This window comes from Actinoplanes lobatus, assembly GCF_014205215.1.
Lineage (GTDB): Bacteria > Actinomycetota > Actinomycetes > Mycobacteriales > Micromonosporaceae > Actinoplanes > Actinoplanes lobatus.
In genome coordinates this window covers 7,021,216-7,040,640 of the sequence record NZ_JACHNC010000001.1, presented here as the reverse complement: position 1 = coordinate 7,040,640, position 19,425 = coordinate 7,021,216, and the positions used below count along the sequence as shown (strand labels likewise).

14 protein-coding genes are annotated in these 19,425 nt (G+C 68.7%); 8 read left to right on the top strand and 6 right to left on the bottom strand.

Annotation, left to right across the window (positions count from 1 at the left end; translation table 11 throughout):
- The first annotated feature begins 187 nt into the window (after nt 1-187).
- From BJ964_RS48375 to BJ964_RS32020, 3 genes are read left to right on the top strand one after another with little or no spacing between them, the layout of a single operon-like run.
- Complete coding sequence (locus BJ964_RS48375; protein ID WP_203832955.1) at nt 188-1,354, top strand: CaiB/BaiF CoA transferase family protein; 1,167 nt, start codon at nt 188-190, stop codon at nt 1,352-1,354.
- Entirely contained in the window at nt 1,351-2,103 is a 753-nt protein-coding gene (locus tag BJ964_RS32025; protein ID WP_203832956.1) for a citryl-CoA lyase, read from the top strand. Before BJ964_RS48375 ends, BJ964_RS32025 begins: the two co-directional genes overlap by 4 nt.
- A gap of 32 nt (nt 2,104-2,135) precedes the next feature.
- Entirely contained in the window at nt 2,136-3,113 is a 978-nt protein-coding gene (locus BJ964_RS32020) for a ThuA domain-containing protein (protein WP_188124158.1), read from the top strand.
- A 42-nt stretch (nt 3,114-3,155) separates the two neighbouring features.
- On the opposite strand, the gene BJ964_RS32015 is transcribed toward BJ964_RS32020, so the two are convergent.
- On the bottom strand, nt 3,156-5,861 hold the full coding sequence (locus BJ964_RS32015) for a TIM barrel protein (RefSeq protein WP_203832957.1): 2,706 nt from the start codon (nt 5,859-5,861) through the stop codon (nt 3,156-3,158).
- Nucleotides 5,862-6,335: 474 nt separating this feature from the next.
- Here BJ964_RS32015 and BJ964_RS32010 point away from each other — a divergent pair, with 474 nt between their 5' ends.
- Entirely contained in the window at nt 6,336-7,445 is a 1,110-nt protein-coding gene (locus tag BJ964_RS32010; RefSeq protein ID WP_203832958.1) for a right-handed parallel beta-helix repeat-containing protein, read from the top strand.
- Nucleotides 7,446-7,642: 197 nt separating this feature from the next.
- Nucleotides 7,643-9,037 carry a GGDEF domain-containing protein gene (locus tag BJ964_RS32005; RefSeq protein WP_188124157.1) on the top strand — a complete coding sequence of 465 codons (1,395 nt, stop codon included), beginning with the start codon at nt 7,643-7,645 and terminating at the stop codon, nt 9,035-9,037.
- 12 nt (nt 9,038-9,049) lie between these two features.
- Here the strand turns inward: BJ964_RS32005 and BJ964_RS32000 are convergent, their stop codons facing one another.
- Entirely contained in the window at nt 9,050-9,580 is a 531-nt protein-coding gene (locus BJ964_RS32000; protein WP_188124156.1) for an SMI1/KNR4 family protein, read from the bottom strand.
- 297 nt (nt 9,581-9,877) lie between these two features.
- On the opposite strand from BJ964_RS32000, the gene BJ964_RS31995 reads away from it, so the two are divergent.
- Nucleotides 9,878-10,756 carry an NADP-dependent oxidoreductase gene (locus tag BJ964_RS31995; protein ID WP_229807461.1) on the top strand — a complete coding sequence of 293 codons (879 nt, stop codon included), beginning with the start codon at nt 9,878-9,880 and terminating at the stop codon, nt 10,754-10,756.
- A gap of 55 nt (nt 10,757-10,811) precedes the next feature.
- Here the strand turns inward: BJ964_RS31995 and BJ964_RS31990 are convergent, their stop codons facing one another.
- On the bottom strand, nt 10,812-11,768 hold the full coding sequence (locus BJ964_RS31990; protein ID WP_188124154.1) for a GGDEF domain-containing protein: 957 nt from the start codon (nt 11,766-11,768) through the stop codon (nt 10,812-10,814).
- A gap of 318 nt (nt 11,769-12,086) precedes the next feature.
- On the opposite strand from BJ964_RS31990, the gene BJ964_RS31985 reads away from it, so the two are divergent.
- Nucleotides 12,087-12,293: a DUF397 domain-containing protein gene (locus BJ964_RS31985; protein WP_188124153.1), complete on the top strand. Its 207-nt coding sequence runs from the start codon at nt 12,087-12,089 to the stop codon at nt 12,291-12,293.
- Between the two features lie 67 nt (nt 12,294-12,360).
- Here BJ964_RS31985 and BJ964_RS31980 read toward each other — a convergent pair whose 3' ends face one another.
- Both BJ964_RS31980 and BJ964_RS31975 read right to left on the bottom strand, forming a co-directional pair.
- The gene (locus BJ964_RS31980) at nt 12,361-13,158 is read right to left on the bottom strand and encodes a helix-turn-helix domain-containing protein (RefSeq protein ID WP_268248051.1); all 798 of its coding nucleotides are present in this window, start codon (nt 13,156-13,158) and stop codon (nt 12,361-12,363) included.
- Between the two features lie 301 nt (nt 13,159-13,459).
- The gene (locus tag BJ964_RS31975; protein ID WP_229807463.1) at nt 13,460-16,804 is read right to left on the bottom strand and encodes a family 16 glycoside hydrolase; all 3,345 of its coding nucleotides are present in this window, start codon (nt 16,802-16,804) and stop codon (nt 13,460-13,462) included.
- Between the two features lie 398 nt (nt 16,805-17,202).
- Between BJ964_RS31975 and BJ964_RS31970 the strand changes: the two genes are divergently transcribed.
- Entirely contained in the window at nt 17,203-18,345 is a 1,143-nt protein-coding gene (locus BJ964_RS31970; protein ID WP_316254208.1) for a cellulose-binding domain-containing protein, read from the top strand.
- Here the strand turns inward: BJ964_RS31970 and pip are convergent.
- Complete coding sequence (pip, locus tag BJ964_RS31965) at nt 18,342-19,361, bottom strand: prolyl aminopeptidase (RefSeq protein ID WP_188124150.1); 1,020 nt, start codon at nt 19,359-19,361, stop codon at nt 18,342-18,344. The genes BJ964_RS31970 and pip overlap by 4 nt on opposite strands.
- Between the last annotated feature and the right edge of the window lie 64 nt (nt 19,362-19,425).

Here is a 19,425-nt window from a genome sequence, read left to right as displayed (position 1 = left end):
CCAAACACCTCCGATCAGGCTTCCGACCTGGGTTATCTCAGGTTTGTCGGCCATCGCCACTCCTCTAAGCGATCCGCGTGGTGGTCCTTCTAGACCGTCCTGTGGACTAGGTGTAACGTACGGGCCGCGAAGTCCCCTGGCAATGGCCGACATCGATTCCCGCCCATGCCGACCGAAGGGCACGCCCATGGATGACGACCGACCCCTGCACGGCATCCGGGTCCTCGACCTGACCAACGTCCTGGCCGGCCCCTATTGCAGCTACCAGCTGATGCTCCTCGGGGCCGAGATCGTCAAGATCGAACGACCCGGCAACGGGGATCTGGCCCGTTCCCTCGGCCCCGAACCCGCGCTCAACCGTGCTGCCCTCGGCGCCTCGTTCCTCGCCCAGAACGCCGGCAAGAAGTCCGTCGAACTGGACCTGAAGGACACCGGCGACCGCACCGTCTTCGAGAGCCTCGTCCACGAGGCCGACGTCCTGCTGGAAAACTTCCGCGCCGGCGTACTGGACCGCCTCGGCTATGGCTGGGAGGTCCTGCACCGGCTCAACCCACGGCTGATCTACTGCGCCATCTCCGGATTCGGCCAGACCGGGCCGATGCGCCACGCGCCCGCCTACGACCAGATCATCCAGGGCCTGTCCGGGATGATGAGCGTCACCGGCACTCCGGATACCGCGCCGCTGCGGGTCGGCTTCCCCGTCTCGGACACCGTCGGTGGACTCGTCGCGGCACTGTCCATCTCGGCGGCACTGGCCGGGCGTACCCGTACCGGAAAAGGGGTCGCCCTTGATGTGTCCATGCTCGAGACATCGCTGTCGGCGATGGGCTGGGCCATGTCGAACTACCTGGTCAGCGGGGTTCCGCCGGAGCCCATGGGCGACCAGAACGCGACCGCGGCGCCGTCGGGCACCTTCCACGCCGCCGACGGGCCGCTCAACATCGCCGCCAACCGGCAGGAACAGTTCGAGACCCTGTGCCGGCTGATCGGACGGCCTGACCTGGCCACCGACGAACGGTTCGCCGAACGGGAGGCCCGCAAACAGCACCGGGCGGCACTCAACGACGAGATCGACACCGCGCTCCGGCGGCGGCCCGCGGGGGAATGGGAGACCCTGCTGGCCGCCGCCGGTGTTCCCGCCGCCCGGATCCTGACCGTCGCACAGGCCGCCCAGCTCGACCAACTGCGCGACCGCGGCTTCTTCACCGACCTGGAGTTCCCCGCACATCCCGGCCGCACCCTGCGGGTCAGCGGCAACGGTGTCCTCGTCGACGGCGTACCGATGCGCCCACCGGCACCGCCGCCGCTACTGGGAGAGCACAACGCCGAGTTCAAGGAGGTGGCCGCGCCGTGACCGTCGAGGACGTCGCCGACTGGTGGGGCACCGCCGTCTCCCGCGTCGCACCGAACGTCATCGAACTGCGCGGGCGACCGGTCCAGGACCTGATCGGCACCACCTCCTTCGCCGGGATCATCTGGCTGATGCTGCGCGGAGAACCACCGGCGCCCGCGCAGGAGCGGCTCCTCGAAGCGGCACTCGTGTCATCGGTGGACCACGGGCCGCACGCGCCGTCGATCGCGGTCGCCCGGATGGCCGCCACCTGCGGAGTCGGCCTCAACAACGCCGTGGCGACCGGAGTGAACCTGCTCGGTGACGTGCACGGGGGCGCCGGTGAGCAGTGCCTGACACTGCTGCGGGAGATCCACGACCGCGACGCCGCCACGGTGATCGCCTCCTGGCAGGCCCGGTCGAAGTACCTGCCCGGGTTCGGCCACCGTTTCCACACCCTCGACCCGCGCCGCGAACCTCTGCTCAACCTGGTCGAACAGGCTGTCACCGACGGCACCGTCGACGGCCACCACCTGCGCGCCGCCCGCGCCGTCGAAGAACTGATCCACCCGGTGCCGATCAACATCGACGGCTGCACGGCGGTCGTCTACGGCGAACTCGGCTTTCCACCGCCGCTGGCTCGCGGTCTGTTCGTGCTCAGCCGCAGCGTCGGCATCCTCGCCCACGCCTGGGAGGAGACCGGCCAGGGCCGCCGCAACAAAGGACCGATGCCACCGTCGATCCTGCCCACCACCCTCCACGGAGACGCCTGACCGGCTGGTCTCCACCATCCAGGAGCCGCCCCATGTCCTTCACGAGACTCCACCCGCTGCTCGCCGCAGCCCTGACCGCAGCCCTGACCGCAGCCGTGATCCTGGTCGGCAGCGCCGTCCTGCGCCCGGCGGCCGGCCCCTCGCCGTCGGGCGCAGGACCCGACAGCTCCGCCCGGAACCTCGGCCGCGTCGAATACGGCGTCTGCCGCGGCCCCGACCCCTCCTGCTACCACGACTGGGGCAACTTCGACCCGGCCACCGACGGGTACCGGGTGCTGGTCTACAGCCGTACCGCCGGGCCCCGCCACGCCCATCTCGGCCCGGTGCTCGCCGCCGGCCTCAACCCACCGCTGACCGCGGCGAACGCCGCCCAGAGCGGACTCGTCGAACTCGGTGCCGACAACGGGTTCGCGGTCGACTGGACCGAGGACGTCACCCAGCTCAACTCCCCCGCCCGGCTCTTCCGCTACAACGCGGTCATCTTCATGAGCACCACCCGCGACGCGCTCGACGACCCCGCACAGACCGCGCTACGGCAATACATCCGGGGCGGCGGCGGGTTCGTCGGCATTCACAACGCCTTCGGTACGGAATACAACTGGGAATGGTACGAAGGACTGCTCGGCGGCACCAACTACTACGACCACGGCCGTAACCAGCCCGGCACCGTCGTCACCACCAGCCGCCGCGACGCCTCCACGGCCGGGTTGCCGGGCCGCTGGGACTTCACCGACGAGTGGTACAACCTGGTCCCGTTCCCCACCGGCGTGCGTATCCTCGCCACGGTCGACGAGGCCACTCTGCCCGACGGCGCGACCGGCGGCAGCGGCCATCCCGGCCACGGACGTAACCACCCGGTCTCGTGGTGCCAGTACTACGACGGCGGCCGCTCGTGGGTGACCACTCTCGGCCACGAGGTGGCAGCGTGGAACACCGACGGCACGTATTTCAAGGCGCATGTCCTCGGTGGCATCGAATCAGCCATGGGCCGCAAACCCTTCTGCCGGTAGACGCGAACCGGATCACGGACAGATGGGTGGAGGCCCGCATGGTCAGGCCGCTGCCGACGCTACCTGGTCGAGACGGCCGCGAGCCGCGGCCAGCGCCAGGCGGGCGTGTTCCTTCGCGCCGACCTGGGCCACCGTCTGGGCCCGGGGAATCTCCAGCGCGTACGGCAGACCGGGTGGCAACGCGGCCAGAATGCCGTCCAGGTCGATCCCGCCGTCGCCCGGATACAGACGCTCGAAGCGGGCGGTGTGGATCAGCCCCTCGCTGGTCGCCGGGATCGCCGCGGGCGCGTCGCAGACATGTGCGAAGTGGAACCACTCCGCGGGCAGTTCCCGCAGGTCGGCGACGCTGGACCCGGAACGGGCGAAGTGCAGCAGGTCGATCAGCATGCCGCCGTTGGGCTGCCCGGCGGCCCGCAGCACCCGGGCCGCCTCGGTCAGGTCCGGGGTCTCGGTCCACGACGGGAACTCCAGGTCGACGGTCAGGCCGAGCGGTCGGGCCATCTCGCACAGGCGCGCGAAGCGGTCCACCTTGCGGGCCCGGTCCGGATCCGGGAGCTGGGTGATGACGTGCCGGGCGCCGAGCTCCGCGCCCGCTTCCAGGAAGCGCTGGAAGTCGCGGGGGTCCTCGTCCGGGCCGATCCGGGCCAGCTCGATGTCGAGAACCTCCACGCCGGTGGCCGCGAGGCGCACCTTCGTGGTGCGCATCAGGGCGGGATCGGTCGCGAGCGGATAGTGCGGTTCATGCGGTGTGACCCGGGTCAGCCGGATTCCTACATACCGGTATCCGGCGGATGCCGCGGCCTCCACCAGTTCCGGCGGGGAGAGGCTCAGCGCGGTCAGATGGGCCAGGGAGTAGTCGTGCGGGTGGCTGCCGGTGTCACGCAGGTCCCGCAGCCGGCGGTGCCGGTGGGCGGCCATCCGCACCGCGACCGTGCCCGGCGACCCGTAACCGGTGTAGTCGCCGATGCGCTGCACCACCTCGAAGAACAGCCGAGAGCCGAGCATCTGCGTGTAGAAGTGCAGGTACTCACCGCAGGCGTCGCTGTCGTACAGAATCGAGTGCTCGCGCAGCACGGCCAGCAGCTCCGGCGGCGGCGCGAGGCGGGCATCCAGGTCGTCGTAATAGTTGTCAGGGATTCGCAGCACCGGGGCGCCCAGCTCCCGCATCGACCGGGCGGCGGCGATCACGTCGTCGCTGGCAAACGCCACATGCTGCGGGTTCGGGATGCCCGGCGCCCAGATGCCACGGCGCAGGGGTGCGGTGTTGAGGGTTATCCGTACGCCGTGCTCGGTGTCTGTCGCCGACCGGCTGCGCAGCAGCCCGAACGGTGCCGCCAGCTCCGTCGCCGGCCCGGACCGCAGGCCGAGGACCGATCGGTAGAAGAGCGCCACCTGGTCGAAGTCGTCGACGGACTCGGTGAGCGCGATGTGGTCGGTAGCGGTGACCAGGCCGTCCGTGCGCGCCACCACACCGGTCGGAGTGAAGTCGCCGCGCCAGCCGCCATCGGTGCCGGGGCGGCAGAAGAACACGGCGGTGCCGTCGGGGGCGGCCACCGAGGTCAGGTCCGCTTCTTCCGGCTGCCGGGCCCGGGGCAGCACCGGCGCCAGCAGCCGGTCCGCGCGTTGCGCCGACCGGGCCGGGTCGTCGCTCTCCACGGCCAGGGCGCAGATCACCGCGGCGCCCGGATCCACCCGTCGCTGCGGCGCGAAGTTGAGCAGCACCCGGGCATCACCCTGTTCCCACAGGTGAACCGGCTTGGAGCGGTGCCGCCCGGTACGGAGGAAACCAAGCGCCGTCAGGGTCCTTTCGACAGCCGGGCCGGAGGTGTCGTCGACGGCCAGCTCGGTGAAGACGTGCCCGCCCAGCCGCGGAGCCGCGGGCAGACCGGCCGACGGAATCAGGGTCAACAACGAGCGCATGCCGTCGATCGCGGCATGCCGGGGGTCGGCCTGGCAGGAGATGTCGTTGTACGCCTCCAGCGACAGCGGCCCGTCGTAGCCGGCGGCGAGGATCCGGGCGACGAACCCGGTCAGGTCGAAGGAGCCCAGGCCGGGAAAGAACCGGTGGTGACGGCTCCACTCGGCGACGTCCATCTTCAACCGGGGTGCGTCGGCCAGTTGCAGGTGGAACACCTTGGCGGCGGGAATCACCGCGATCTGTGCCGGGTCCTCGTCACGCGACAGCACGTGGAAGCTGTCCAGGCACAGACCGAGCGCACGATGGTCGGCGCGGCGCACGATCTGCCACGCGTGGGCCGACGTGTTCACGTGCCGGCCCCATGACTGGGCCTCATAGGCGATCCGCACGCCGCGGCGCTGGGCCCGCTCGGCCAGCTCGTGCAGGTGCGCGGCGGCCAGATCGTCGTCGTCCACGGCATCCGGTGACTCCGACGAGCAAACCAGCAGGGTCTTCGCGCCGAGCTGTTCAAGGACGTCGAGCTTGCGGTCGGCCCGGCGCAGGTTGGCCCGCAACCGCCGGGCCGGGACCGCCTCGAAGTCACGAAACGGCTGGTACGCCTCGATCGTCAGGCCCCGGCGGGCGCACTCCTGCCGGATCCGGGCCGGCGACCAGGCCGAGGCGATCAGGTCGTTCTCGAAGATCTCGATCCCGTCGAACCCGGCCGCGGCGGCGGCGGCCAACTTGTCCTCGATCGTCCCGGAGAGGCAGGCGGTGGCGATGGACAGCCGGGGACTGCCGCCCGGCGTGTCGATCCGGTCGTGGGCATTGTCATGTTCGGCGATGAGCACGATCGCTCCGCCTTCCTGCCCCGGACCCCGACCGGTCCGGCAGGCGGTCCATTCGATCCGAATTAACGTACCAGTTAGTTAGTTATAGACGACGGTCACCGAACTGGAAAGGGGTTCGCACTGGATACCGCCTCCTCCAGCGCCCGCACACGCTCGTCGCACCGGTGCTCGCGATCATCGCGGCCGCGTACCCGACCGCGACGCTCGCCGGCCTGGCCCGGCACCTGATTTCACAGCAAATACCGAGCTTCGATTGATCCACGGGCATGTAGGGTCCAGTCAAATAGCTCAATATGCTGACCATCCGGCGTGACGAGCATCGTTCCCCCCAGGACGATGCCGTTGCTCGGCGAACGGCGGGAGCGGCCCCGCCCCACCCCGACACGCCGGACATCCCGATACCGGCGGCCTCCCCCAAGGCCACCGCGTCCTGTGGACCGGTCAGCCCATCCCCACCGAAAGGAAAGCCGCGCCATGAGAACCATGCGGAATGTTCTCGCCGCATCCGCTGTCGCCGCTGTCGGAGCCGTCCTGCTCGCCGCCCCGGCGTCGGCGGCCACCGTGGTCGTCAGCAACGTGACGGATCTGTCCAACGCCATCAAGAACGCCACCGCCGGCACCGTCATCCAGGTCCGCGCCGGTACGTACTACCCGACGGCCACCCTGCAGTCCACGGCCAACGGCACCTCGTCCGCGCCGGTGACGCTCACCGCGTACGGTAGCGAGGTTGTGAAGATCTCTGGTTCGAGTCTGCCCAGCGGCTCCTGGATCTTCAAGCTGACCGCCGACTACTGGAACGTCTCCAACATCACCTTCCAGGACTCCCCGGACAGCGCGGTGGTCTGCCAGTCGTGCACCGGCACGAACTGGAACAACATCAAGACGATCAACGGCGGCGACTCCGGCTTCACGCTCACCGGCGCCGACACGATCAACAACACGGTCAAGAACATCGATTCGTACGGTCATTACGACGCCGCCGAGCACGGGGAGAACGCCGACGGTATCGCCGTCAAGTACGGTTCCGGCACCGGCAACCTGATCACCGGCGCCCGCCTGTACAACAACTCCGACGACGGCATCGACCTGTGGTCGTTCTCCTCACCGGTCACCATCGAGCACACCTGGTCGTTCGGCAACGGCAAGAACCGCTGGAGCGACTCCGCCTTCGCCGGCGACGGCAACGGCTACAAGCTCGGCGGCGACGGCGAGACCGTGGCGCACGTGGTGAACAACTCGGCGGCCTGGGACAACGCGGGCAACGGATTCACCGAGAACTCCAACAAGGGCGCGATCGTCATCAACCGCACCACCGCCTACGCCAACGGCAGCTGGGGCTACTACTTCGCCACCGGCGCGGCGAAACTCGGCAAGAACCTCGCCGTGAGCAACGGCAGCGGCCTGGTGAACAAGGGCTCCTCGGTCACCTCGTCCGGCAACAACTGGGACAGCGGCATCAGCACCCCGTCGTTCATCTCCACCAACGCTACGACCACGTACAACGCCCGCTCGTCCAGCGGCACCCTGCCCGCCACCACATTCCTGACCACAGGCAGCAGCACCATCGGCGCCACCATGAACTGATCGAAGGCACCGCTCCCGGTGGTCCCATACTCGTACGGGACCACCGGGGGCGGGCCCACGGCGCTCCTCAGCCCTCATGCGCCGACGGGTCGCCGCGGGCCACATGGTCTTCGAGGCGTGGTACGGCGGCATGCGCTCAAGTAGCGCGGCGGCCCGCCGACTGTGGGGCTATGCTCCCTGGGCGTTGGTTTGCCGCCATGGCCGGTGTCCTGGTCGTGACCTTTCTTCTCTGGCCCGACCACCTGCGGCATCTCCCGTTTCTGCTGGTGGCGCTGGGCGCGCTGCCGTGCGTGGTGGTGGCCCTTCGGCGGGCCGCGCCGGGCGAGCGACTCTCGTGGTGGCTGTTGCTCGGTGCGATCCTGCTCTACAACGTCGGCAACAGCATCTGGGCTTGGCTGGTGATCGTCGAGGGCCGGGTGACCGGTGACGGCACCGTCGCCGGGGTCTTCCTGACCGGCGGCGGAGTTCTGGTGCTGTGTGCGGCGCTGGTCGTGGTGGTGCAGCGGGGCCGGCGCGACATCGGCGGGCTGATCGACTCGGTGGTCACCGCCCTGGCCCTGACCGGCCTGTTCTGGGACTCGCTCCTGTTCCCCGCGCTGGCCGGTCAGCACGTGACGACCAGCCGGGAGATCGTCGTCTTCGTCAACGTCTTCGTCATGGCCGGCACGATGGGTGCGCTGTTGCGCATCTCGCTCGTGGGGCCTGGGGAGAAGGCGCCGGTGCGGTTGCTCACCGGAGCGGTCGGGCTCGGCCTGCTGGGCAACGTCGTGGGTGCGCTGGCCTATGACCCGTCGACCGGCGCACGCGCAAGCTGGACAGACATGGTCTACCTGGCCGCGTACGCGCTGCTGGGGTGTGCCGCGCTGCATCCCGGCGCGGGGGCGGTGACCGCCCCCGGCGAGCCGCCGGCCGACCGTCTCAGCCGCCGGAGACTCCTCATACTCGGCCTCATGGTCGGCCTCGCACCGCTGACCGTCGGGATCCGAGGGCTCCTCGGGCTGCCGATCGACGGGTTGATCTTGGCCTTCACGTCGGTCAGCATCGTCCCGCTCGTGATGATCCGCATCGAACGGCTGTCCAGCGCCCGGGACGAGGCTCAGCAGGCGCTGGTCAGCCTCGCCACCCGGGACGGCCTGACCGGCCTGCCGAACCGGGCAGCGGGCGAGGAGCACATCACCACGGAGTTGCGGCGCGGGCCGGGGGGATTGGCCGTGCTCTTCTGCGATCTGGACGGCTTCAAACCGGTGAACGACCGGCTCGGTCATGCGGCCGGCGACCGATTGCTGGCCGCCGTCGCCGACCGCCTGCGCGGATGTGTGCGCCAAGGCGACCTGGTCTTCCGCCTCGGCGGCGACGAATTTGTGATCGTCTGCCGGGGTGTTGACGCGCTGGACGAGATCTGCGCCCGGATCCGCGCTGTGGTGTCGACCCCGTTCCCGGTCGGCGGGCAGGTGCGGATCGGGGTCAGCGCCGGCTACGCGGTCGCCCGCGACAGCGACACCGCCAACGACCTGATCGGCCGGGCCGACCTGGCCATGTACGAGGCCAAACGGACCAAGAGGGTCGGCTCGCTCAGTGTGGCCGCGGCCTGACGGGCGACCAGACTATTGAATATATGTGTACGGAGGATCAAGGAAATACTCGTCGAGAACCCAGAGCTTCAGCCGCCCGCTGAGGATGTTGTATATGAATTCCGTCGCGGACATGTCGAACTCGAGCCAGTCCTCGAAGTCCGCGTCGACGAACAGCACCCCCCATTCGTCTTCCGGCCTGCCGGACACGGCGACCCAATAGAAGTAGTTCGCTTCGAAGAGCGCGAACGGAATAAGACGCACTCCCTCATCGAAATACTTCGCGGGAAGCGTTCTGTACCCTCGATCCTTGAGGAACCGCCAGACTGAATCGCGCTCGGCGACCAACGTGGCGATACGCGATTGCGTCATGCGACCTTCCGGCTGGAACAGGCCCAGGCAGTCGTCCAGGACAGCATATCCGCCGAGAGCCGCGATCAAAGCCTTGTAGTCATTGGGGATGCGCGCACCGATTTCGGCTTCAGCACCTTCCCATCGCCAGTCCGAAGGCACCGGCCGGGGAGTCAGCAATTCGACGATCTCGGCCGAGAAGTCGCGCTTCACACCTCCCTCCAGACGCGTTGCATTGTCTTGATTGTTCCTTCTCTCGTAAAGCTGGATTGCTGATCGTCCGCGTGATCGACGAACCCGCAGTTGTCAACCAGGACCGGTTCGCACCGGCGACTACATGGTACGTATGGATGCCCACGACAGTGCGGTCCGGCATACGTCCGCAACTGAGCCTCTACGGGATCCAGGGTGCGCCTCGTCAGCGGGGCCATGAATCGGGGGACGACAGTCTAGAGTGGACGCGTGCTGGGAGTCGTCGCGGCCGCGCTTGGCGGTCCTGAGGTGTTGCAGGTGACTGAGCTGCCCGAGCCCGAGGCGGGGCCTGGGCAGGTGGTGGTCCGGATCCGCGCGGTCTGTGTGCACCCGGCTGATGTCGCCGCCACGACCGGGGAGATTCCTCGCGGGCCGGTTCCGCCGCCGTTCTCGCCCGGGTGGGATATCGCCGGCGAGGTGGCCTCGGTCGGCCCCGACACGGCGGATTTCGGGTTGGGTGATCGTGTCGTCGGGATGATTCCGTGGTATTTGACGCGCGGCACACCCGGTGGGTATGCCGAGTTCGTGGCCGCCGACGCGGACTGGTTGGTGCGGTTGCCGGACGAGCTCGACTTCGTGTCCGCGGCCACGGTGCCGCTCAACGTCCAGACCGCACACCAGGGGCTGTCACTGGTTTCGTTGGCCATGCTGCCGGCCGGCAGCAGCATTCTGGTCACCGGCGCCAGCGGCGGTGTCGGCGGCTTCGCCGCCCAACTTGCCCTTCAAGGCGGCTACCGTGTCGTCGCCCAGGCAAGCCACGATGATGAGCAGTGGGTGCGCGGTCTCGGCGCTCACGAGGTGGTCTCCCGGTCCGCCGATCTGGCCACGGTCGGGCCGGTGGGCGCGGTGTTCGACGCGGTCCCCGTCGGCCTGGCGGCGGCCGCCGCCGTCGAGGACAGGGGGATCGTGGTCGCGACCCGGCCCACGCCGGCCCTCGTTCCGGCCCGTGGTGTGCGCCAGGAGCTGCAACTCATCCGGCACGACCGCGAGCTGTTGGCCGGCCTGGTGGGGCAGGTGGCGGCCGGACAGCTGCGCACGCGGGTGGCGGAGACGATGCCGTTGACCGAAGCGGCCGACGCACACCGGCGGGTATTGGCCGGTGGGCTGCGCGGAAAGCTCGTGCTGACGGTGGATTGACCGGGAGTGCGGCGGCGACCGAGCCGGCCGCAGTCGCGTCCGTCAGCTCGCGCGATCACATGGAGGCGGAGGACTTCGGGTCCAGGTACGGATCGGCTTCGGCTCGGACCGTGAGCCAGTTCGTGGGGATCGTGTCGACCATCGTGCCGGCTCCGCCCTGGGCTCGGTAGCGGACCAGGGCCGCCCATTCGCAGGCGCCCTCGACCACTCCCGCACGACGGGTGCCGCTGCGGTGCACCCATACCGGGTCGCCGGGCCGGTACACCACCGTGGGCCCGGAGGCGGTCGGACCCGGCGGGGGCACAGGGACGGCGGCCGGCTCGTACGTCTCGGTGTGGTCGCCGGTCTCGGTGGCCACGACCCAGGTGATACCGGCCTTGCCGGTGGTGTTCGCGTGCCGCTTGGCGCTGAACATGGCCTGGTCCGCGCGGCGCAGCAGGTCGGGAAGTTCGCAGGAGCGCCCAGCCGGTACGACGCCGATCGAGGCGGTGACGGACAGGGTGTGGCCCAGCACGTTCATCGGGGGTGCGATCGCGGCGCTCAGCGAGCCGGCCACCTCGTGCCACCACGTCTGCGGGACATCGGTGCGCGGGGCGCGCGGCAGCGCGGCGAACTCGTCACCGCCGAACCGGGCCACCAGAGGGTCGCCGAGGCAGGCGACAATGCGCCGGGCGACCACGCAGAGGACTTCATCACCGGCATCGTGCCCGTACGTATCGTTGATCGGCTTGAAACCGTTGAGGTCGAGGATCAGGACGGCCGACGAGTAGTCGTCGTCGCGCAGCAGGTCCGGGGCGAGGGTGTGAAAGAGGCGGCGGTTGGCGAGTCCGGTGAGGTCGTCGTGGCCTGCCATCCATTGGAGTGAGGCTCGCTCCTGCTCCATCTGCTGGACGTGCGCCGCGAGTTGATCGATGCGGGCCTGGAGGCGGGCGGTTTCGGGCTCGGTCCTCAGCTGAGTGTCATCTGACGCTACGCCGCCCGTGTCGGCGGCGGCAGGATCGAGGATCCGCATCGGCCGTCCTCTCCAAACTCTGGCGGACCAGCGGGAGCTGTCGAGTCGATGGCGAGGGGTCGCCAGGCACCACAGTGGAATCATGGCAGCCGGCCTGGGCCCGTGCAAGATTTCACGTGGACAACTGTCACGCTGACATGATGCGTCCGATACAGGTTTCGGCTACTCTAGGTACGTGCTCTTTCGTGGTGAAAGAGTCACCCGTGGACGTGAAATCCTGATTTTGCACTTCGGGCAGGCATTAAGGGTCGCATCCGGCCACCCATTCGGTGGCAGGGTGATTACCCACAGTGATTAGCTCCAGGGGGAGGGGCACTGATGAGCAGTGAAGGTGGCTGGATCATTTCCAGCAGGTCGACAGGCAACGGGGGCAGTTGCGTCGAGGCCCGCCGCCAGGACGGCCTCATCGAGGTCCGCAACAGCAAGGCACGCGGGGCCGGCACGGTGGTGTTCACGATCGAGGAGTGGGACTCGTTCCTGTTCGGCGCCAAGCGCGGCGAGTTCGACAAGCTCCTGAACGACTGATCACGCCGAGCGGCGCGGGCGAGAAACCCCGGTGGTGACGGGCTTCCGTCAAGCGTTTCTCAGTTCGTCACCGGAACTCTTCGACCGGCACGGAATCTCTGCTGATGAGATCGAAGATCCGCCGGTATTCGTCGACCTCGACCTGCTCCTCCAGGTAAAGGGCACCGACGTGGGATTCGAGGTAGACCACGTCGGGATCGTCCGGGTCGTCGAACTCCAGGATCCGGAACGCACCGGCCATCGCCGCGTGGGCCCCGACCGAGAACGGCAGGACCCGGATGTCGACCGTGTCCTCTCGGGACAGCCGTCGTAGATGCTCGATCTGCCCCTTCATCACCTGTTCGCCGCCGACCGGCCGGGTCAGCGTTCCCTCGCCGAGCACCGTCACGAGGCGGATCGGCGGGTTGCGAGCGAAGAGCGTCTTCTGCCGCTGCATGCGAAGGTTGATGTGGCGCTCGGCGACCTCCTCGTCGACCGGCTGCTCGGCGCCGAAGACAGCTCGCGCGTACTCCGGGGTCTGCAACTCGCCGGGAACGACCTCGCCCTCGTACCCGAACATCCGGGATGCGGACGCCTCCAGCCCGACGTACAGCTTGAACCACTCGGGGATCACCGGGCTGGCGTCCCACCACTCCTGCTGTGACGTGCCCAGCGCGAGGTCGGCAAGCGCGTCGGTGATGCTCTGGTCCGCACCGTAGAGCCAGCAGAGCGCGCGTACGTTGGCCCCGGTCACCGGCACCTTGCCCGTCTCGATGCGGTGCAGCGTCGGCTCCGAGATACCCAGCCGCGATTCCACCACATCCCGCCGGCTCATCCCGGACGCCGTGCGCAGCCGCGTCAATCGCCGCCCCAACGCCCGCCGCACGACGCGTTGGCCTGTGACCGGCACGCCTTACCTCCGCCTTGCCAACCCACGTGGACGGTGACGCCGACCACCGTACCCGCAACGCTGTGTTGCCGACAGCCAACCCGTCGTTGCACACCCAACGTGTTATGGGGACGAGCCGGTGTTCGCGGTGTTGCACGCCGCCTCGCTACGTCCCGTGGGCGCCGCCCGGCGTAGCTGCGCGCGGTGACCTCATGGGAATTGCCGCCGGTAACGGGCGATCGAGGCGTGCAGACGGTGACGCGGTGCCGGGACGAGTCCCGGCACCGCGTGGAGGATGTCAGCCGAGCGGCTCGATGCGGATGTTGCGGTACCGCACGTTCGCGCCCGCGTCGCCGTGATCCTGCAGGCGGATGGGACCGGGCGCGGCGTTCTCGGCCGCTCCCCCGCCGGTGGGCCCGTCGATCGCCACATCGTTGTGGACGGTGACGCCGTTCCACACGACGGTCACGCGGGCGTTCTCGGTCTTCGCGCCCGAGCTGTTGAAGCGTGCCGCCCGGAACGTGATGTCGTAGGTCTGCCAGGCCTCCGGCGCCCGTGCGGCGTTGCTGTCGGGCGCCTTCTTCAGGTAGATGCTTCCGGCCTCGTCGTTGGCGAGGGTGGTGTCGCCGTACGAGTCCAGGACCTGAAGCTCGTAGCGGTCCTGCAGGTAGATGCCGCTGTTGCCGCGCTGCTGGCCGGTCACGTCCGACGGCAGGACGGGTTCCCACCACTCGACGTGCAGCTTGAAGTCGGTGAAGGTCTGCCTCGTGCGGATGTCACCGCCGAGGACCTCCATCGACCCGCCGGACAGCGGCCAGTTCGCCGCGGTGCCGTCGGACCTCTGCCAGGAGTTCAGGTCGTCTCCGTCGAACAGGACGACCGCACCGGATCCACCGCCCAGGATCCAGTGCTGGCTGGCCGCCCCCACGTACTCCCAGATGTGAGCCTGGGTGCCGTCGGCGGAGCTGCCGTTGAGCGCGTCCAGCACCTTGCCGGACTGCGGGTTGAAGATCGAGCCGTTGGACTGCGGCTGCCACACCTGCGCCGCGGAGTTGTTGCACGTCCAGAGCTGCACCTTGGTGCCGTTGGCGGTGCCGCCGTTGTCGATGTCCAGGCACTTGCCGAGAGCGCGGAACGAGGTGCCGACCCGGCTCCACTTCTGGGCATTGCTGTTGTTGCAGGTGTACAGCTGGATCTTGGTGCCGTCGGCGGTGCCGCTGTTGCTGACGTCCAGGCACTTACCCGCGATGCCGATGATCGGTCCGGTGCCGCCGCTGATGGTGATGGCGTCCAGGTTGACGTGGCCGTCGTCGCCGGTGTCGTACCGGTAGGCGATGGTGTTCGCGCCGGCGTTGAGCGGGATGCTCTCGGTCTTGGTGGTCCAGTTCGCCCAGGCGCCGGTGTCGGCCAGACTGGTCTGCCCGACCTTGGCGCCGTTGGCGTACACGCTGATCTTTTTCGTGCCGGTGAAGGGGTTGGGCCCGTTGGCGTAGCGCAATGCCACGTCATAGGTGCCGGCCGCGGCGACGTTGACGGTGAACGTCGTGGTCGCGCCCTGCGTGCCGTAACCGGCCACGAAGCCGGAGCCGGTGTATCCGGTGTGGTCGGTGGCCACGCCGGCGCTACCGGACAGGCCGGCGTTCTCCGCCTGGTAGGTGTTGCCGATCGGCGGCGGGCCGCTGGTCAGCGAGTTGAGGGTGTACCAGGCTTCGGTGCTCCAGAGCGATTCGCCGGTGTCGGCGGAGAACGGGCGCGGCGATCGTACGTACACCACATGCCCGGCCTTGAGGCCGTCGATGGCCAGGGTGACCTTCTTACGGTCCGCCGACACGCTGGCCGAGGTGATGTTCAGGGCCTGCTCGTCGATCTTGGGGCCGCCGTAGGTGGCGGTGGGCTGGTAGCGCCATTGCTTGACCACGTATCGTGCCGCCAGCGCGTTGGCCGTCTCGGTGGACAACGGTTTGGTGTATTCGAGTTCGAAGCCGCCGTTCTTGGCGCGCATGGCCAGGATGTCGAAGGTGTTCTTGCCGTTGGGGCTCAGCTTCTGCAGGCCGTAGCTGAGCTTGCCGGTCTGTCCCCAGTTGCCGCCGGCGCCGAGGCCGCCGGCGTAGATCGCGCCGTCGGGTCCGATGCTGAGCTCCGCCACGCCTGCTTCCAGCCCTTGGGTGAGCCGGAACAGGGCGCCCTGGTACTCGCCGTTGACCTTCTCCAGGTAGGCGCGCTGGATGCCGCCGTAGGTGACGTCGCCGATCAGCAGTTGCCCGGCGAAGACACCCTCCTTGACCAGTACCGGTGTGCTGGGCGAGTTGGCGATCTCGTTCTGCGGCATCCACAGCACCGGTGCGGTGACCGGTTTGGCGTCGAACGGGCCGGGCGGGGTCGTGTAGTGGTTGAAGAAGCGGTCCTGCTTGATGTGCAGCAGTTTGGAGGAGGGCAGCCAGCCGCCCTGGTTGTCGGTGACGAACAGGCCGTCCTCCGGTCCCCAGCCGATGCCGTGCGGGGTGCGCAGCCCGCCGGCGACGTAGGAGACCGCGCCGGTGTCCTTGTTGACCTTGATGGTCGTGCCGCGGTTGGCGGCGGGCTGTGGGCTGGTGGTGTTGCCGCCGTAGTTGATCGACACCGACAGGTTGAGGTAGAAGTTCGGCGCTTCGTAGAGCAGGCCGAACGCGAACTCGTGGAAGTTCCCGCCGTACGGCCAGGTCGCGACGCTCTGGTACTGGTCGGTCACCTCGTCACCCGTGGTGTCGACGAGCCGGGTGAGCCGGGCCTTCTCCGACACGTAGATCACGCCGTCGACGATCTTGAGGCCCATCGGCTCCTTGAGTCCACCGGCGACCTTCTTGACCGTCACGTTGCCCGGGCTCGTGGCGCCGGTCGCGTTGCCGAGGATGAAGACCTCGCCCGCCGACGAGGTGCCCGAGTCGTCCGCGCCGCCCCAGGTGAGGACGGCGAGCCGGCCGTCGGGGAACCAGTCCATTCCGGTGACCTTGGGCTGGAAGGTCCCGGGCCGCAGGTTGGTCAGGTCGTAGCCGGGGTGCACCCCGGTCAGCGGTAGACCGTCACCCGGGCTGTCGCCGGCGCTCTCGCACTCCTTGCGGCCGGGAGCCGTCACCCGCACGACGCCGGCGTCGGTGCTCAGCGCCGAGTTCGGCACCACCGTGAAAGCGGTGGCGCCCGGCGCGCGCCATTCCAGGGTGAGCGTCTGCCCGCCGCCACGTTCGAAGTAGTCGATCCGCAGCGGGTGGATGCCGGCGGCCAGGGTGATCGCGCCCTCCTTGGCCGTCGCTCCGTGCAGGCCGTCGTGGTTGATCACCAGGGTGTCGGCGACGGAGAGCCGGGAGCCGTCGTCGCTGGTCAACCGGAACGTGTAGGCGCCGGCGGCCGGGACCGTCACGTTGCCGAGCACCTGCGCGACGAAGTTGTCCTCGATACCGAAGTCACCACCGGACCAGGCGATGGTCGGCATCAGCTTGTCGATGTTCGGGGTCTGGGCGGGCTTCAAGGTGCAGATCCTGTCCAGAGGGGTCTGTACATCGAAGACCCGCAGCGTCACTCCCGGCTCCTGCGGGGGCGGTGCGGCGTGCGCCGGCGGGGCGGTCAGCGCGCCCGCCGCGACGGCGAGGCTGAGGGTCAAGAGCGACAAGAAGACTTTCCGGTACGGCCTGAGCATCCGTTCTCCTCGGGGGGATGGAAGCGCTCGGGGCGAACGCCGGAGGTCCTGTGGAAGCCGTGCAGCGTCACATGCCCTTAACGCGAACGTGTGGTGGGCGTCACCGTAGGACGCCTTTCGCGTACGGGTCCAGATCTTCTTGGTGTTTGAACGGAACTTTCATCGGCACATGCGAAAGTTGCCTTTCTGAAGGAAGTTCATGATTCAGGGCGCTTGACAACACCTCGACGGGTGTCGATTGTTAACGCCCTTTCCGGATCCGAAGGATCACCCGAACCCTGTTCCATGATCTCCGATGCAGTTACAGTCATCGATGCTGGGAGCGCTCCCATGCCCTGACCGCAAGGAGGCAACAAGTGCTACGACGACTGGTGACAGCAGCACTCCTGGCCGGCGCCGGCTTCGTGGCGCTGCAGGCGCCACCCGCCACCGCCGCCCCGGCCTGCACCGTCGACTGGACCGCCAACCAATGGGCCACCGGTTTCACCGCCGACGTGCAGGTCACCAACGGCGGCGCCCCGGTCACCTCGTGGACACTGTCCTGGACCTTCGCTGGGGATCAACGGGTGACCAACGGCTGGAACGCCACGGTGACCCAGACCGGCAACGTCGTGACCGCCGCGAGCGTGGGCTGGAACGGCACGCTCGCGACCGGCGCCTCGACCCGGTTCGGCTTCCAGGCGACCTACTCCGGAAGCAACGCGAAGCCCGCCGCCTTCACCTTCAACGGCGTCTCGTGCAGCGGCGACAACCCGAGCCCTTCGCCGTCGTCACCGTCGCCCTCCGCACCCTCGCCGTCGCCGTCGACGAGTACACCGCCGCAGGAAGGTTGCGTCCCGGCGGCGACCTGCGACAGCTTCGAGACGCAGACCGGCGCCACGCCCGGCGGCAACTGGGCGGTGAGCTACCCGGACTGCTCCGGCGCCGGCACCGCGGCGATCGACCGCTCGGTGGCACACAGCGGCGCCACGTCCCTACGGGTCAACGGCGCGGCCGGCTACTGCAACCACGTGTTCGTCGGCAACACCCAACTCCTCGGCACCGCCGGTTCGGTCTGGTACGTCCGCTACTGGGTGCGGCACACCACCGCGCTGCCGGCGTCGCACGTGACCGCCGTGGCCATGCGCGACGCCAACGACGGCAACCGGGACCTGCGGTTCGGCGGGCAGAACGGGGCCCTGCAGTTCAACCGGGCCTCGGACGACGCCACCCTTCCGGAACAGAGCCCGGCCGGCGTGGCGCTCTCCGCCCCGCTGCCGGTGAACGTGTGGAACTGCGTCGAGTTCAAGGTCGACGGCCGGGACGGCACCATCGAGACCTGGCTGAACGGCTCCTCGGTTCCCGGGCTGGTGGAGGACGGCGTGCCCACGCACGACATCGACAGCCAGTGGCTCAACCGGACCTGGCGGCCGGCCCTCACCGACCTGCGCCTCGGCTGGGAGAGCTACGGCGAGGGCGCGGACACCCTCTGGTACGACGACGTGGCGGTGAGTGCCGTACGCAACGGTTGCTAGTCGCCGTCCGCCCGCTCACACGGCGGTGACGCGGCCGCACCCGGCCCAGGGTGCGGCCGCGTCGTGCTGCCGAAGCGGTCCAGAGCGTCGATGACCACGTTTCCGATGCCTTGGCCCGTGCCGTGGCCTGCCTCGTCGATCAGCTCCAGCCTCGCCTTCGGCCAGGCCTTCGCCAGCCGCCAGGGGATGTCGGCAGGACTGCCGAGGTCGAGTCGGCCGTGCACGAGCACACCGGGAATGGTGGCGAGCCTGTGCATGCCCGCCATCAGCTCGCCGTCAGCGAACCAGCCGTCGTGCGCCCAGTAGTGGGTGACGAGACGGGTGAAGGTCATGCGGAACGCCGGATTCTCGTACCGCGGGTCGGGCCGGCTGTCCCGCAGGTTGGAGACCAGCGTGTTCTCCCAGGCGCACCAGGCACGCGCGGCCCGATCTCGTACCGTCTCATCGGGGTCGGCGAGCAGTCTCGCGTAGGCGGCGGGAAGGTTGCCATCGCGGTCGGCCGCCGGTACCGCGTCGCGGAACCGCTCCCACTGTTCGGGGAAGATCCGTCCGATGTCGCGGGTGAGCCACCGGTGCTCAGCCGAGGTGCTGGTGACGACGCTGAACAACACGATCTCGGTGACCCGGTCGGGGTGCCGCTGGGCGTAACCGAGGCCGAGCGCACTGCCCCAGGAGCCGCCGAGCACCAGCCATCGGCCGATCTCCAGGTGGGTGCGCAGCTTCTCGATGTCGGCCAGCAGATGAGGCATGGTGTTGGTCGACAGATCGGTGCGCACATCACCCGCGTCCGGTGTGCTGCGACCGCATCCACGCTGGTCGAACAAGACCACCCGGTATACCGCCGGGTCGAAGAAGCGCCGCCAGAAGGAGCCGGCTCCCGAGCCCGGCCCACCGTGCAGAACCAACGCCGGTTTACCGAGTGGGTTGCCACAGGTTTCCCAATAGATGCGGTGGCCCTCGCCGACGTCGAGCATGCCCTGCGCGTACGGTTCGATTTCGGGATACAGTCCGCCCATCCCGGTGATCCAACCCCGTTCGTACTTGCCCCGCACTCCTTTTATGCCCTCGAAGGCCGTCGCG

Excerpts from the sequence above, each read along its gene's own strand:
- BJ964_RS48375 (WP_203832955.1), top strand. The coding sequence starts at position 188 with ATGGATGACGACCGACCCCTGCACGGCATCCGGGTCCTCGACCTGACC.
- BJ964_RS32020 (WP_188124158.1), top strand. The coding sequence starts at position 2,136 with ATGTCCTTCACGAGACTCCACCCGCTGCTCGCCGCAGCCCTGACCGCA.
- BJ964_RS32010 (WP_203832958.1), top strand. The coding sequence starts at position 6,336 with ATGAGAACCATGCGGAATGTTCTCGCCGCATCCGCTGTCGCCGCTGTC.
- BJ964_RS32005 (WP_188124157.1), top strand. The coding sequence starts at position 7,643 with ATGGCCGGTGTCCTGGTCGTGACCTTTCTTCTCTGGCCCGACCACCTG.
- BJ964_RS31990 (WP_188124154.1), bottom strand. The coding sequence starts at position 11,768 with ATGCGGATCCTCGATCCTGCCGCCGCCGACACGGGCGGCGTAGCGTCA.
- BJ964_RS31985 (WP_188124153.1), top strand. The coding sequence starts at position 12,087 with ATGAGCAGTGAAGGTGGCTGGATCATTTCCAGCAGGTCGACAGGCAAC.
- pip (WP_188124150.1), bottom strand. The coding sequence starts at position 19,361 with ATGGGCGGACTGTATCCCGAAATCGAACCGTACGCGCAGGGCATGCTC.